The sequence below is a fragment of the Stenotrophomonas sp. STEN030 genome, from assembly GCF_056759995.1.
Map to the genome: position 1 here is coordinate 20,483 of NZ_JBRREB010000003.1, position 14,911 is coordinate 35,393.

Here is a 14,911-nt window from a genome sequence, read left to right on the forward strand (position 1 = left end):
GATTTTTGTAGGTGGTGGTTTGGGCATCATTCCTTTCTTGCGAAGAGACAACCAACATGAAGAAGCAGAAACATCTTTTTTTTGCACTTGCGGGGATGTCGCTGGCGTTTTCAACAATGACTACGGTGGCGCTCGCAGTTGATATTGCACCGGCGGTGCCTGCTAACCCAGTAGCGTTGGCTGGCAATCAGCGCTATCTGGTGAAATACCGTGCGGGAATGCCTGAGCTTCGCGATGCGAGCAGGCTGACTCGTGGCTTGGATGTGGCACTGGGGCGCGCGCAGCTGAACAGAGCAGTGGCGGTAGAGGGAAGCTCGGCTACAAAACCTGCAGTAGCAGCAAGGTTGGTGCGTCGCTCTGCGATTGCAAGCTGGAATGTGGTGGCCACGTCGCGGTTGTTGGACGGTAAGGAGGAGGAGGATTTCCTGCGGGAGTTGAAGAGCGACCCGGCGGTGGAGAGTGTGGAGGTCGATCACATGTACCAGCACATGGCGTTGGAGCCGCGTGTGGTAACGCCCAATGATCCCTCCTACGCGCAGCAGTGGAATTTGTCCGGTCCTGGAGGAGTACATGCTCCGGAGGCATGGGCCATCACGCAGGGAGAAGGGGTGGTGGTGGCGGTGGTGGATACGGGAATCGCGCAAGGCAATCCGGATCTGATGAACAATGTCCTTCCCGGGTACGACATGATCAGTGAAAGACGGGCTTCCCGCCGTGACAGCGATGTGCGCGTACCAGGGGGGTGGGATATGGGTGACTGGTTTGAGGTTGGCTATTGCAGGTCTTGGGCCGCCAATCAGAGCATCTTTTCTGCGTCGAGTAGCTGGCATGGTAGTCATGTGGCTGGCACCATCGCGCAGGAAACGAACAACGGACTGATGGTGGCCGGTTTGGCAAACAAGGCAAAGGTATTGCCGGTGCGGGCGCTTGGTTCCTGCGGTGGCTACACCAGCGACATCGCTGACGGTATTGTCTGGGCTGTGGGAGGCGAAGTGCCTGGTTTGCCATTGAATCCGCACCCCGCTGAAGTAATCAATATGAGCGTGGGAAGCGGGGCGCATAGGAAGTGCCCGTCGCTGTACCAAGAGGCGATAAACAAGGCCAACAGCGTCGGGACAATTGTTGTTGTTGCAGCCGGGAATTCCAACGATAGTGCAGTTCTTTACACCATGTCTGGATGTAAGGGGGTGATCAGTGTTGCAGCCACCGGTCCAGGACGAAAGAAAGCGAGCTTCTCCAATTACGGTGAACGGGTAGATATCGCGGCGCCAGGCGAAAACGTGAAGCAGGTGAAGAACACCAGTACCACCCGCCCGGGTCCGGATTGGCAAGTGGTGGCGAGCGACGGTACATCGATGGCAGCTCCGCATGTGGCAGCCGCTGTGGCGATGGTGCAAAGCGTCGTCAAGACGCCACTGAGCCTGCAGCAGATGCGCGACCTGCTCAGGGAGACTGCTACGCCATTTCCGGCCGTGACAGCGGATGCGACACCGATTGGTCCAGGCGTCCTCAACGTTCACGCCGCCTTGGTGCGGGCTATGGCGGCATGTGACCCCGCGGAGAAAGTTTGTCCGCCGGAGGCCACGCCGCTGTTCAACAAGCTTGTCGAAGAAGTTGAAGGGCGCGCGCTTAGTAACCGTTTGTTCCGCTTCAACGCTGAAGCTGGCAAAGTGTTGAGCTTCATCACGCTAGGCGGTAAAGGGGATGTGTCGCTATATGTAAGCCACGGGAAAGAGCCGCTGCCAGGGCAGGCGGACGCGTTTTCCAAGCGTTTGGGGAACAACGAAACCGTACGCTTCACCGCACCCAAATCGGGGACCTATTACGTCAAGTTGGTCGGGGAAAGTGCTTATACCGACGTATCGCTGGTCGCGCGACAGTAATCGGCTGCTTTGCGCCTGGTTCAAACGAAGGCCCTGGATTTTCCAGGGCCTTTTTCTTCGGGCGTGTGATTGACAGCGGCATCGCGTGCATAGCAGATCATGCGTTGAAGTGGACTTGTCCCTGGGGATTGAGAATCACTTTGAGCGATCGTCTGCTAGGCGCGTCATCTACTTGACGCTGCTCGGAGACAGACCCGATCCGCTGATGTGTCGACTGGTAGCTGTCAGCGCAAACCGGGTTGCTGCAATGCAACTGTTTCCGGCTTTCAAGCAAGATCGAGTCGGCCGCTTCCGTGGGATCGTGAAAATCATTAAAAAGGCCCGCAGCCCAAGGCTTGCGGGCTTTTTTGATTTCTGCCGGGGCGATCCGGCTGGATCCGGCGACCTCAGCGTAGGGGCGCGCTAGGCAACTGTTTCAGAAGTAATTTTCCGGAAGATCTCACTGAAATGAGAGATTTGTGAGACTCATCCCGAAATGGGAGGTAATGGCCAAATATTTGACGAATCATGAATCGTCGATTAAGACTCCATCCATCCCGTAGTCACCCGACAGGTATGGAACAAGGGGGGTAGACCGCGACAGGCGTGAGCCTCACGTGCCCAGCTGTATCGGGACCGGGACCACAACACCACAGGGGGATCGTTGGGCACACCAGTCCAGCGATGGGGTTTTCTGCAAGCGAAAAAACCCGTCCACTTGAGGAGCAGCAGCGATGAACCGGATCTACCGCAAGGTATGGAACAAGGCATTGGGGCAGTTGGTGGTGGCGTCGGAGTTGGCATCGTCCAGCTCGGCCGGTGTGGTCATGGATGAGCGGCATAGCGCCGGGTTGCGCCTGCAAGCCTTGTCGGTTGCCGTTGCGTTGGGTCTAGGAGCAGGTGCCTGGGTAACCGCGGCACAGGCACAGTCGGTGGAAGTGGGCGGCAACGCGCAGTGCATGGTGCTTGGCAGTGCGACCTTGGTGGATTGCGCCATCGCCAGCAGCGCCGATGCCTCGGGTACGAATGCAGTCGCCATTGGCGCTGGAACGGTGGCATCGGCCGCAGGTAGCGTGGCACTGGGTGCAGGCTCCATCGCTGATCGCGCCAACACGGTATCGGTAGGCTCGGCTGGAAATGAGCGTCAGATCAGCAACGTCGCCGCCGGTACCGCCGGTACCGATGCGGTGAACCTCGATCAACTCAATGCAGCCGCAGACGGCGCGCTGCTGGCCGGCCGCTATTTCAAGGCCAACGGCGCTGCCGATGGCAGTGACGATGCAGTAGCCAGTGGCCAAGGTGCGATGGCTGCGGGTGTTGGTTCGCTGGCAAGCGGTGTGGAAAGCACTGCGGTGGGCAGCTACAACGTGGCCGCTGGCGACTACTCCAGCGCGGTTGGCTACGTAAACACCGCCAACGGTGAGAACAGTTCGGCAGTCGGCAATTTCAACCAGGTTGATGGCGCCAACAGCAGTGCCTTCGGGTCCGGCAATCTGGTGGATGGTGCCAATGCGATTGCGCTGGGTAGCAACAGCATCGCCAGTGGCGAAGGCAGTGTGGTGATTGGTGATGGCGCCTATGCGGCAGCCGATGACGCCACCGCCGTGGGTTCACGCAGTGTGGCCAGCGAGCAGGGCAGCACGGCCGTTGGTAGCGATGCTGAAGCCTCGGGCGCCTTTGCAACCGCGCAGGGTAGCCAAGCGCTCGCCTCCGGGCAGCAGGCAACGGCCAACGGTTTCCGTGCCGATGCCAGTGGTCGCGGCACCACCGCGCTTGGTGCCTACAGCTCAGCTTCCGGCGACCTCGCTTCCGCAGTTGGTTATGGCGCTGATGCCAGTGGCGACTACGGTGTTGCGATGGGTCTGGGCGCTTCCGCGTCGGCTACCAGCACCACGGCGGTAGGCGAATCGGCGATCGCTTCGGGTGAAGAATCCACTGCGGTCGGCGGCACCACTTTCGGTGGCTTCATCAGCACCGAGGCGTCGGGCACCGGCGCGTCGGCATTCGGCAATGGCGCGTGGGCGATAGGTGAGTACGCCACCGCGATTGGCTTCAACAGCTGGGCCGATGCTGACAACTCCACCGCGCTTGGTCAGAGCGCCACCGCGGCAGCGGTCAACAGCGTTGCCATCGGTGCCAATTCCTGGGCGGATCGCGAGAACAGCGTGTCGGTGGGTGATGTCGGCAGCGAACGGCAGATCACCAATGTCGCTGCCGGCACCGAAGACACCGACGCGGTGAACAAATCGCAGTTGGATGAAGTCGCAGCGGTTGCAGAAAACACCAGCAAATACTTCACCGCAACGGGCAGCGTCGACAGTGATGCCGGTGCGTATGCGGAAGGCGACGCAGCGACGGCGGCGGGTGAAGCCAGCAATGCGATCGGCAATGGTGCATCGGCCTATGGCAACGGTGCCAATGCTGTCGCCAACGGTGCAACCGCAGTCGGCATGAACGCTTTGGCCACGGGCCAGAACAGTGCCGCGTTTGGCCAGAACGCTGAGGCCACCGGCCCGGCAGCAGTCGCCGTCGGCGGCAATGCAGTGGATGCCGATGGCAATCCATTGATCACCTTTGGCGGACAGCCGGTAACGACGGGTGCGACCAGCGCCGGTCTCGGCGGTACCGCCCTTGGTGCCAGCGCCAGCGCGGAGGGCTTCGCCGCCACCGCCGCCGGTCTTGGCGCATTCGCGCAGGGCGCGCAGTCCTCCGCATTTGGTGCCGTAGCCAATGCAACCGGCGACTACAGCACGTCGGTAGGTAGCCAGAGTGCGGCGTCGGGCACCAGCAGCGTCGCCGTCGGTGGCCCGATCGATCTCATTCCGGGTCTGGGCTTCTTCGTTGATACCCAGGCCAGTGGTGAAGCGTCCACGGCGCTGGGTGCTGGCGCAATTGCCTCCGGGGATTACGCGCTGGCATCAGGCGCGTTGAGCGAAGCCGCAGGGGCAGAAAGCACCGCTGTCGGCTACTTCGCCTATGCGGCAGGCGACAACGCCAGTGCGCTGGGTGCGGAGAGTTGGGCCAGCGGCGCCAACAGCACGGCCGTAGGCTTCTACAGCACCAGCCTTGGCGCAGACAGCACCGCGCTGGGCGCAAACGCCACCGCCATCGCGACCGCCACCAACAGCGTTGCCTTGGGCGCGAACTCGCTGGCGGATCGCGCCAACAGCGTGTCGGTTGGTGCGGAAGGCGCAGAGCGGCAGATCACCAATGTTGCTGCCGGTACCGAAGGCAGCGATGCGGTCAATGTCGACCAGCTCACTGCCGTCGCTGATGGCGCGGAGTTGACTGCGCGCTACTTCAAGGCCAACGGCGCAGCCGATGGCAGTGACGACGCGGTGGCAAGCGGCGATGGTGCAACCGCCGCCGGTGTGGGATCGCTGGCCAGCGGTGCGCAGAGCACTGCCGTGGGTAGCTACAACGTCGCAGCCGGTGATTACTCCAGCGCGGTCGGTTACGTGAACACCGCCAATGGCACGAACAGCTCGGCGGTAGGCAACTTCAACCAGGTGGATGGCGAGAACAGCAGTGCGTTCGGCATGGCCAATCTGGTCGATGGTGCCAATGCAATCGCGCTGGGCAGCAATAGTGTCGCCAGCGGTGACGGCAGCGTGGTGATCGGCGATGGCGCCTTGGCTGATGCAGACGACGCAGTTGCGATTGGCTCCGGAAGCGTCGCCAGTGGCGACAGCAGCAGCGCCGTGGGTGCGGGTGCGGAGGCTTCGGGCGCATTTGCTACGGCGCAGGGTGCGCAGGCGGTCGCGTCCGGTCAGCAGTCACTGGCCAGCGGCTTCCGTGCCGAGGCCAGTGGCCGTGGCACCACGGCAGTTGGCAGCTATGCGGTTGCCTCCGGAGACCTCGCCTCGGCGGTGGGGTATGGCGCGCAGGCCACTGGTGATTACGGCGTTGCCATGGGTCTGGCTGCAGAGGCATCCGGCGCCAGCACCACCGCAGTGGGTGAATCGGCGATTGCATCGGGTGAGGAGTCGACCGCAGTCGGCGGTACCACCTACGGCGGCTTGATCAGCACCGAGGCCTCCGGCACCGGCGCTGCGGCATTCGGCAATGGCGCCTGGGCCTTGGGTGAATATGCAACTGCAATTGGTTTCAACAGCTGGGCCGATGCGGACAATTCCACCGCACTGGGCCAGAGCGCGGTGGCCGAAGCGGTCAACAGTGTCGCCATCGGTGCCAACTCCTGGGCCGATCGTGAGAACAGTGTGTCGGTCGGTGATGTAGGCAGCGAACGTCAGATCACCAATGTTGCCGCGGGTACCGAAGGCACCGATGCGGTCAACAAGAATCAGCTGGATGAAGTGGCTGCCGTGGCTGGAAACACCAGCAAGTACTTCACCGCCACCGGCAGCGCCGACAGTGATGCCGGCGCCTATGCAGAGGGCGACAACGCCACTGCCGCTGGTGAAGCCACCAATGCGATTGGCAATGGCGCATCGGCTTTCGGCAGTGGTGCCAATGCCGTGGCTGATGGCGCAACCGCGGTCGGCATGAATGCCTTGGCCAGCGGCCAGAACGCAGCTGCGTTCGGCCAGAACGCGCAGGCAATGGGCCCCGGTGCGGTGGCCGTGGGTGGTAATGCGGTGGATGCGAACGGTGATCCGCTGATCAACGTGGGTGGTGAGCCGGTGCAGACCGGTGCCACCAGTGCCGGTGTCGGCGGAACCGCGTTGGGCGCCAGTGCAAATGCCGAAGGCTTTGCGGCAACGGCAACCGGCGTTGGTGCCTATGCCAAGGGCGATCAGTCCACCGCCAGCGGTGCGGTTGCCAATGCACTGGGCAATTACAGCACCGCGACCGGCTCGCAGAGCTATGCCGAAGGTGCAGGCACCACCGCGGTCGGCTACAACGCGGCAGCCTATGAAGACGGCAACGTTGCCGTCGGTCGCAATGCGTCGGCCTTGGGTGCTGGCAGTCTGGCGATTGGTGATGGTGCCGAAACCGGCTTTGGTTTGTTCGGTATCGGCGCGACCAATGCGGTAGCGATCGGCAGCGGTAGCTGGGCCTTCGGTGACGATGCAACCGCAGTTGGTGCCAACGCCTGGGCCTTCGGTCAGCAGAGTACCGCCATCGGCACCGGCGCTGAAGCAGGTTCCACCAATTCGGTGGCACTGGGCGCAGGCTCGATTGCTGGACGCGACAACACCGTGTCGGTGGGCGATGTGGGCGCCGAACGGCAGATAACCAATGTGGCTGCTGGTACCGAAGGCACCGACGCGGTCAATCTGGATCAGCTCAATACCGCAGCCGAAGGAGCACTGCTGGCCGGGCGTTACTTCAAGGCAAACGGCGCAGCCGATGGCAGTGACGACGCGGTCGCCAGCGGTGACGGTGCAACCGCCGCGGGTGTTGGCTCGGAGGCTTCCGGTGCACAGAGCACCGCAGTGGGCAGTTACAACGTCGCCGCCGGTGAATACTCCAGCGCCGTTGGCTATGTGAATACTGCCAACGGCAGCAACAGCTCGGCGTTCGGTAACTTCAACCAGGTGGACGGCGCCAACAGCAGCGCGTTCGGCTTCGCCAATCTGGTTGATGGCGACAATGCGATTGCATTGGGCAGCAACAGCGTGGCCAGCGGTGAAAGCGCCATCGTGATCGGCAACGGCGCCTATGCCTTGGCCAGCGGTGCGGCAGCAATCGGCATGAATGCAGTAGCCAGCGGTCAGAACGCAGCGGCCTTCGGCCAGAACGCACAGGCCACCGGGCCGGGCGCGGTGGCGGTGGGTGGTAACGCTGTAGACGAAAATGGCGATCCGTTGATCACCTCCAATGGCCAGCCGGTGCAGACCGGTGCCACCAGTGCCGGTGTCGGTGGCACCGCGCTCGGTGCCAGTGCCAATGCCGCAGGCTTCGCCGCCACCGCAACCGGTGTTGGCGCATGGGCGCAGGGTGATCAGTCCACTGCCAGTGGTGCGGTCGCCAATGCGGTTGGCGACTTCAGCACCGCCACTGGTTCGCAGTCATATGCGGAAGGAGCAGGCACCACCGCCGTCGGCTACAACGCAGCTGCTTATGAGGACGGCAATGTTGCTGTCGGTCGCAATGCTTCTGCATTGGGTGAAGGCAGCCTGGCGATTGGTGATGGTGCTGAAACTGGCTTCGGCTTGTTCGGTATCGGTGCAACCAACGCCGTCGCCATTGGCAGCGGCAGCTGGGCCTTCGGTGACGATGCAACCGCGGTTGGCGCCAATGCCTGGGCCTTCGGTCAGCAGAGCACGGCGATTGGCACGGGAGCGGAAGCCGGTGCCACCAACTCGGTGGCGCTGGGTGCAGGTTCGATTGCCGGCCGCGACAACACGGTGTCGGTAGGTGATGTGGGTGCCGAACGACAGATCACCAACGTGGCCGCCGGTACCGAGGGCACCGATGCGGTCAACAAGGACCAGCTTGATGAAGTGGCGGCGGTGGCTGCGGAAGGGCAGACCACAGCCAAGTACTTCAAGGCTACCGGTAGCGCCGACAGCGATGCAGGTGCCTACGCGGAAGGTGACAACGCAACTGCCTCCGGTGAAGCGACCAATGCCATCGGCAATGGCGCCTCGGCCTTCGGTAGTGGTGCCAATGCGCTGGCTGATGGTGCTACCGCAGTCGGCATGAATGCCTTGGCCAGCGGCCAGAACGCAGCTGCGTTTGGCCAGAACGCGCAGGCAATGGGGCCAGGTGCGGTGGCCGTGGGCGGCAATGCGGTGGATGCGAATGGTGATCCGCTGATCAACGTGGGCGGTGAGCCGGTGCAGACCGGTGCCACCAGCGCTGGTGTTGGCGGTACCGCGCTCGGTGCCAGTGCCAATGCCGAAGGCTTTGCGGCAACGGCAACCGGCGTTGGTGCCTACGCCAAGGGCGATCAGTCCACCGCCAGCGGTGCGGTGGCCAATGCACTGGGCAACTACAGCACCGCTACCGGCTCGCAGAGCTATGCCGAAGGTGCGGGCACCACCGCAGTCGGCTACAACGCAGCTGCGTATGAAGACGGCAACGTTGCGGTCGGCCGCAATGCCTCAGCTCTTGGCGAGGGTAGTCTGGCGATTGGTGATGGTGCCGAGACCGGCTTTGGCTTCTTCGGCATCGGCGCGACCAATGCGGTAGCCATTGGCAGCGGCAGCTGGGCGTTTGGCGATGACGCAACTGCAGTTGGTGCCAATGCCTGGGCAGTTGGCCAACGCACCACCGCGATTGGCATGGGCAGTGAGGCCAGTGGTGAGAACGCGGTGGCCTTGGGTGCCGGTTCGGTGGCCAGTCGTGATAACGCGGTGTCGGTTGGCGATGTAGGCGCAGAGCGTCAGATCACCAACGTCGCTGCTGGTACCGAGGCAACCGATGCGGTCAACAAGTCGCAGCTGGATGCCGTGGCAGGCGTTGCCGGGGAAACCAACAAGTACTTCCGCGCGACCGGCGATGGCGTAGCTACCGCCAGTGGTACCAATGCGCTCGCTTCGGGTTCGGCTGCACTTGCCAGTGCCGAGCGCAGTACCGCGCTGGGCGCTTCCAGCACCGCCAGTGCGAACGGGGCAACGGCGGTGGGTGCGGATGCCGCAGCGAAGGCCAGCAATAGCACCGCACTCGGCCGGCAGACCTCGATCACCGCGGTCAACGGTGTCGCCATCGGCTACGGCGCGTTTGCCAGCAACGGTGTCAACAGCGTTGCTATCGGTGCAGGTGCCGGCGTCTCTGGTGCCAACTCGGTGGCATTGGGCGCAGGCTCGCGTGCGGTGGAAGCCAATGTGGTGTCGGTGGGCGGTGGCAACGGGACCAATGGACCGGCAACCCGTCGCATCGTCAATGTCGGTGCTGGGCGTATCGCCGAAGGCAGCAGCGATGCGGTGACCGGTGGCCAGCTGCATGTCACCAACCAACGCGTCGGTGCGGTGGAAACCCGCGTTACCGACATTGATGGGCGCATCGGCAACATCGAAGGCGTAACTGCCAATGCGGTGACCTACGACGATGCCAGCCGCGACAAGCTGACCCTTGCAGGAGTCCAGGGAACCACGCTGGATAACGTGGCAGCCGGTGCCATCGCCGCTGGCAGCATGCAGGCCATCAACGGCGGGCAGCTGTTCCAGTCGCTGGGCAATATGGCCAGCTTCCTAGGTGGCGGTGCCGGCGTTGGCATGCAGGGCATGTTTGTAGCCCCGACCTATGTCATCCAGGGGGCCAGCTACAACAACGTGGGTGCAGCGTTGTCGGCGCTCGATGGTCAGGTCACGTCCCTCAACAACCGTATCGCCAGCAATGGAAACGGAAACGGAAACGGGCATGGCAATGGTAATGGGAACGGTCATGGCAACGGCAACGGCAATGGCAATGGCAACGGCAATGGCAATGGCAATGGCAATGGTCCGCGCGGAGAGACCGCTACACCGGCGGGTAGCAGTGGCGTAGCGCTGGGCGAGCAGGCCAAGGCCAACAACGTCGCGGGTAGTGCCATCGGCAATAACAGCTATGCACATGGCCCGAACGACACCGCGATAGGCAGCAATTCCCGCGTCAACGCCGACGGCAGCACCGCGGTAGGCGCTAATACCAGCATCGCTGCGGCGGCCACCAATGCGGTGGCGATGGGCGAAGGAGCCACCGTCAGCGTTGCCTCGGGTACGGCGATTGGTCAGGGCTCCAGCGTCACCGCAACCGGTGCTGTCGCCTTGGGGCAGGGGTCGATCGCCGATCGTGCCAACAGCGTGTCGGTCGGCAGCAGCGGTCATGAGCGGCAGATCACCAGTGTTGCCGCTGGTACGCAGGCCACCGATGCGGTCAACAAGGCGCAGCTGGATAGCGGCATCACCGCCGCCAATACCTATACCGATACCAAGTTCAGCAGCATGGCTGACAGCTTCGACATCTTCCGTGGGGATATCGACAAGCGTCTGCGTCATGTCGACCGTCGCCTCGATCGTCAAGGTGCGATGAGCGCGGCCATGTTGAACATGGCCACCAGTGCAGCGGGCGTACGCACGCAGAACCGGGTTGGCGTAGGTGTCGGCTACCAGGGCGGCGAATCGGCGCTGTCCGTGGGTTACCAGCGCGCCATCAGTGATCGCGCCACCGTCACCTTTGGTGGTGCATTCACCAGTGACGACAGCTCGGTTGGTGTCGGCGCTGGTTTCGGCTGGTAAGCGGTTTGGTTTCGCCCCCGCCTGCTGCGGCGGGGGCTTCCAGGTTCATCGGTAGTGGCCGTGCTGCCCCCGCAGTACGGCTATTGCGAGCCAGGACGGCAAAGCGATGCAGCGTTGAGGTTCCATCCCTGTTCCATAAAGACGAGAGATCCGACATGAAGAAGAAGACCCAGCTTGGTTTGGCGATTGCCGGTGCCGTACTGATGGCTTCGATCGGCGTGCCTGCCGCATCTGCTGCAGAAATTGGACCTGCGAAAGTAATTGGCTTGAGTTCGTCCGCGGTGGACAGCAGCGGTGGCTATCGGTTCGTGGTGAAGTACCGCGCCGGTAGCAGCGAGTTGCGTGATGCGGCGACGCTCAATCGTGGCCTTGGCGCAGCGGCATCGCGCGCCGGCCTTGATCGTGTCGTAGCCAAGACCTCGCGTGCTGCGGCCCAGCCAGCGGTCCAGGCCGCGCTGCTGCGGCGCATGGGTGCGCCGGGCTGGAGTGTGGTGAAGACCTCGCGTGCGCTCAACGCACAGGAGGCGGCCGACTTCGTCCGCGAGCTCAAGGCTAATCCAGCGGTGGAACGTGCGGATATCGATCGCATGTATCAGCGTACGGCCAACGTCGCTCCGTCGATGGTCCCAACCGATCCGAACTACGCGCAATACCAATGGAATTTCTTCAATGCGACCTCGGGCGTACGTGCGCCGCAGGCCTGGGACCTCTCGCAGGGCGAAGGCGTGGTGGTGGCGGTGATCGATACCGGCATTACCCAGGGCAATCCGGACCTGCAGAACAACGTCATTCCCGGCTACGACATGATCAGCGACAAGCGTGTCTCGCGCCGCGACAGCGACGGGCGTGTAGCAGGTGGTTGGGATGTCGGCGACTGGGTGGAAGCCAACTACTGCACCGGCTGGGCGACCGGCGGCTCGCATGCGGCCGACGTCAGTTCCTGGCACGGCAGTCACGTCTCCGGTACCGTCGCCCAAGAGACCAACAACGGCCGTGGTCTGGCCGGCCTCGCCTACAAAGCCAAAGTGATGCCGATACGCGTGCTCGGTTCCTGCGGCGGCTTCGGCAGTGATATCGCCGACGGCATTGTCTGGGCCGCAGGCGGCGAGGTGCCGGGGTTGCCGCTCAATACCAATCCTGCCGAAGTCATCAACATGAGCCTGGGCAGCGTATCGCCCGCGACCTGCCCGACTGAGTACCAGGAAGCCATCGATCTTGCCAACAGCAAGGGTGCCATCGTGGTGGTTGCGGCGGGCAACGACAATGCCAACGCTGCCAGCTACACCATGTCTTCCTGCAACAACGTGATCAGCGTCGGCGCCACCGGTATTACCGGTGCCCGTGCCTACTACTCCAACTATGGTGCACGCGTGGATCTGTCTGCGCCGGGCGGTGGCGGCTCAGTCGACGGTAACCCGAACGGCTATATCTGGCAGGTGATGAACGGCGGCGAGAAAGGGCCGGAGCCGAGCAACTGGATTCTTGGCGGCATGGGCGGCACCTCGATGGCATCGCCGCATGTGGCCGCTGCGGTAGCAATGGTGCAGAGCGTGGTGGACACGCCGCTGACCCTGAACCAGATGCGTGACCTGCTGAAGAAGACCGCCACGCCGTTCCCGGTGGCGATCCCAGCCAGTACCCCGATCGGCGCCGGCATCCTCAACATCAACGCCGCATTGGTAAAGGCAACCACGCCGCCATGTGATCCCAACGTGGAGCAATGCGGTCCGGACGCGACCCCCTTGGTCAACAAGATCGCCGTGACCGGCATTGCCGGCAGCAGCGGCAGCGAGACGGTGTACAGCTTCCAGGCCGAGGCCGGCAAGGTATTGACCTTCATGACCTACGGCGGCAGCGGCGATGTGTCGGTGTATGTCCGCTACGACGCGGTGCCGAGCAGCACCGCATTCGACGCCAAATCGACCCGCGCCGGTAACAGTGAAACGGTGCGCTTCAACGCGCCGCAGGCCGGGACCTACTACGTCACTCTGGTGGGAGCGAGCTCCTATAGCGGCGTCAGCTTGGTTGCCCGCCAGTAATTCTGACCTTTGGGTCAGCTTGGAACCCCGGCATTGCCGGGGTTCTTTTTGCGTGGAATGCGGATTCATGTGCACGACCTGCGGGTACGAACTGCTAAAGTTCGGCCAACACAGGAGGATTGCGTGAACGCGGTAGCCCACGACGCCCAACTTGCGCCATCGCCTGCCGACCGCATCGTCACCGAACTGCTGGCGCAGGGCCGGTTGAAAGAGGCGGACCTGCAGCGTGCCCGCCAGCTGCAGCGTGAATCCGGCGGCGACCTGCTTGTATTGCTGGCACGGCTGGGGTTGGTGTCCGAGCGCGACCATGCTGAAGTCTGCGCCAAGGTATTGGGGCTGCGGCTGCTTGCCGCCCGCGAGCTGCCCGAACACCCACCGGAACTGGTGGAGGGTGCCGAGCCGGTGCCGTTGCGCTTCCTCAAGCAGTTCCTGGTGCTGCCGCTGGGTGAGCAGCGCGGGCGCATCCTGTTGTGGATGGCTGATCCCCAGGATGGCTACGCGATCGACGCGATCCGCTTGGCCACCGGCTGCGAGGTGGCGCCGGTGGTCGGCGTGCGCAGCGAAGTGGATGAGTTGATCGAGCGCTGGTACGGACAGGGCCGGACCGCGATGGGCACCATCCTGGAGACCACCGACGGCGAGCTCGCGCCGTTGGACGACATCGAACACCTGCGCGACCTTGCCTCCGAAGCGCCGGTCATCCGTCTGGTCAACCTGTTGATCCAGCGTGCGGTGGAACTGCGCGCATCGGACATCCACGTAGAGCCGTTCGAGAACCGCTTGAAGGTGCGTTATCGGGTTGATGGTGTGCTGGTCGATGGCGAAAGCCCGCCCGTCAATCTCACCGCGGCAGTGATCAGCCGTATCAAGATCATGGCCAAGCTCAATATCGCCGAGCGCCGCCTGCCGCAGGATGGTCGCATCATGCTGCGGGTACAGGGCAAGGAACTGGACCTGCGCGTGAGCACCATGCCAACCGCACACGGCGAGAGCGTTGTGATGCGTCTGCTCGACCGCGAAGCGGTGGTATTTGATTTCCAGCGGCTGGGCTTCAGCGAGGATTTCCTCCCGCAATTCCGTAAGGTGTTGGAGCAGCCGCATGGCATCCTGCTGGTCACCGGCCCCACCGGCTCGGGCAAGACCACCACGCTGTACACCGCGTTGAACCAGCTCAATACCGACAAGGTCAAGATCATCACCGTCGAAGACCCGGTGGAGTATCAGCTGGAAGGCATCAATCAGATCCAGGCCAAGCCGCAGATCGGGCTGGATTTCGCCAACGCCTTGCGCAGCATCGTGCGCCAGGACCCGGACATCATCATGATCGGCGAAATGCGCGATCTGGAAACCGCGCGGATCGCCATCCAGTCCGCACTCACCGGCCATCTGGTGCTGTCCACCCTGCACACCAACAACGCAGCCGGCGGCATCACCCGTCTGCTGGACATGGGCGTGGAAGACTATCTGCTCACCTCCACCATCAATGGCATCCTCGCCCAGCGCCTGGTGCGCAGGTTGGAGCCGACCCATGCGCAGCGCTACCGCGCATCGGACGAGGAAGTGGAACGCTTCGGCCTGCGCCGCTTCCAGCCGCAGGGCGATATCCATCTGTACCGTGCACAGCCATCGGCACAGGCGCCGACCGGTTACCTGGGCCGCACCACCATCGTCGAGTTCCTGGTGATGGACGATGCCTTGCGCAATGCGGTGATGCGCAAGGCCGGCATGGGCGAGATCGAACAGCTCGCGCGCAAGGCCGGCATGCGCACCATGTACGAAGACGGCATCGGCAAGGCCCTGCGCGGCGAGACCACGCTGGAAGAAGTACTGCGGGTGACGGAGGACGCATGAGCCATGGCGTTTACCCGGAGCGGCGCTGCTG

4 protein-coding genes are annotated in these 14,911 nt (G+C 63.1%); all 4 read left to right on the forward strand.

The features are described from left to right. Positions 1-56: 56 nt before the first annotated feature. The 4 genes from ACVOLR_RS01355 (at position 57) to gspE (ending at position 14,880) form a co-directional block, all read left to right on the forward strand. Complete coding sequence (locus ACVOLR_RS01355) at positions 57-1,883, forward strand: S8 family serine peptidase (protein WP_481534853.1); 1,827 nt, start codon at positions 57-59, stop codon at positions 1,881-1,883. Positions 1,884-2,596: 713 nt separating this feature from the next. Next, positions 2,597-10,990 (forward strand): ESPR-type extended signal peptide-containing protein, encoded by an 8,394-nt coding sequence (locus ACVOLR_RS01360; protein WP_481534854.1) that lies wholly within the window; start codon positions 2,597-2,599, stop codon positions 10,988-10,990. Positions 10,991-11,145: 155 nt separating this feature from the next. After that, complete coding sequence (locus ACVOLR_RS01365; RefSeq protein ID WP_481534855.1) at positions 11,146-13,029, forward strand: S8 family serine peptidase; 1,884 nt, start codon at positions 11,146-11,148, stop codon at positions 13,027-13,029. A gap of 123 nt (positions 13,030-13,152) precedes the next feature. Then, positions 13,153-14,880 carry a type II secretion system ATPase GspE gene (gene gspE, locus ACVOLR_RS01370; protein WP_481534856.1) on the forward strand — a complete coding sequence of 576 codons (1,728 nt, stop codon included), beginning with the start codon at positions 13,153-13,155 and terminating at the stop codon, positions 14,878-14,880. The last annotated feature ends 31 nt before the right edge of the window (positions 14,881-14,911 follow it).

Bases quoted from the DNA above. Each gene is read 5' to 3' on its own strand.
- ACVOLR_RS01355 (WP_481534853.1), top strand. From the start codon at position 57: ATGAAGAAGCAGAAACATCTTTTTTTTGCACTTGCGGGGATGTCGCTG.
- ACVOLR_RS01360 (WP_481534854.1), top strand. From the start codon at position 2,597: ATGAACCGGATCTACCGCAAGGTATGGAACAAGGCATTGGGGCAGTTG.
- ACVOLR_RS01365 (WP_481534855.1), top strand. From the start codon at position 11,146: ATGAAGAAGAAGACCCAGCTTGGTTTGGCGATTGCCGGTGCCGTACTG.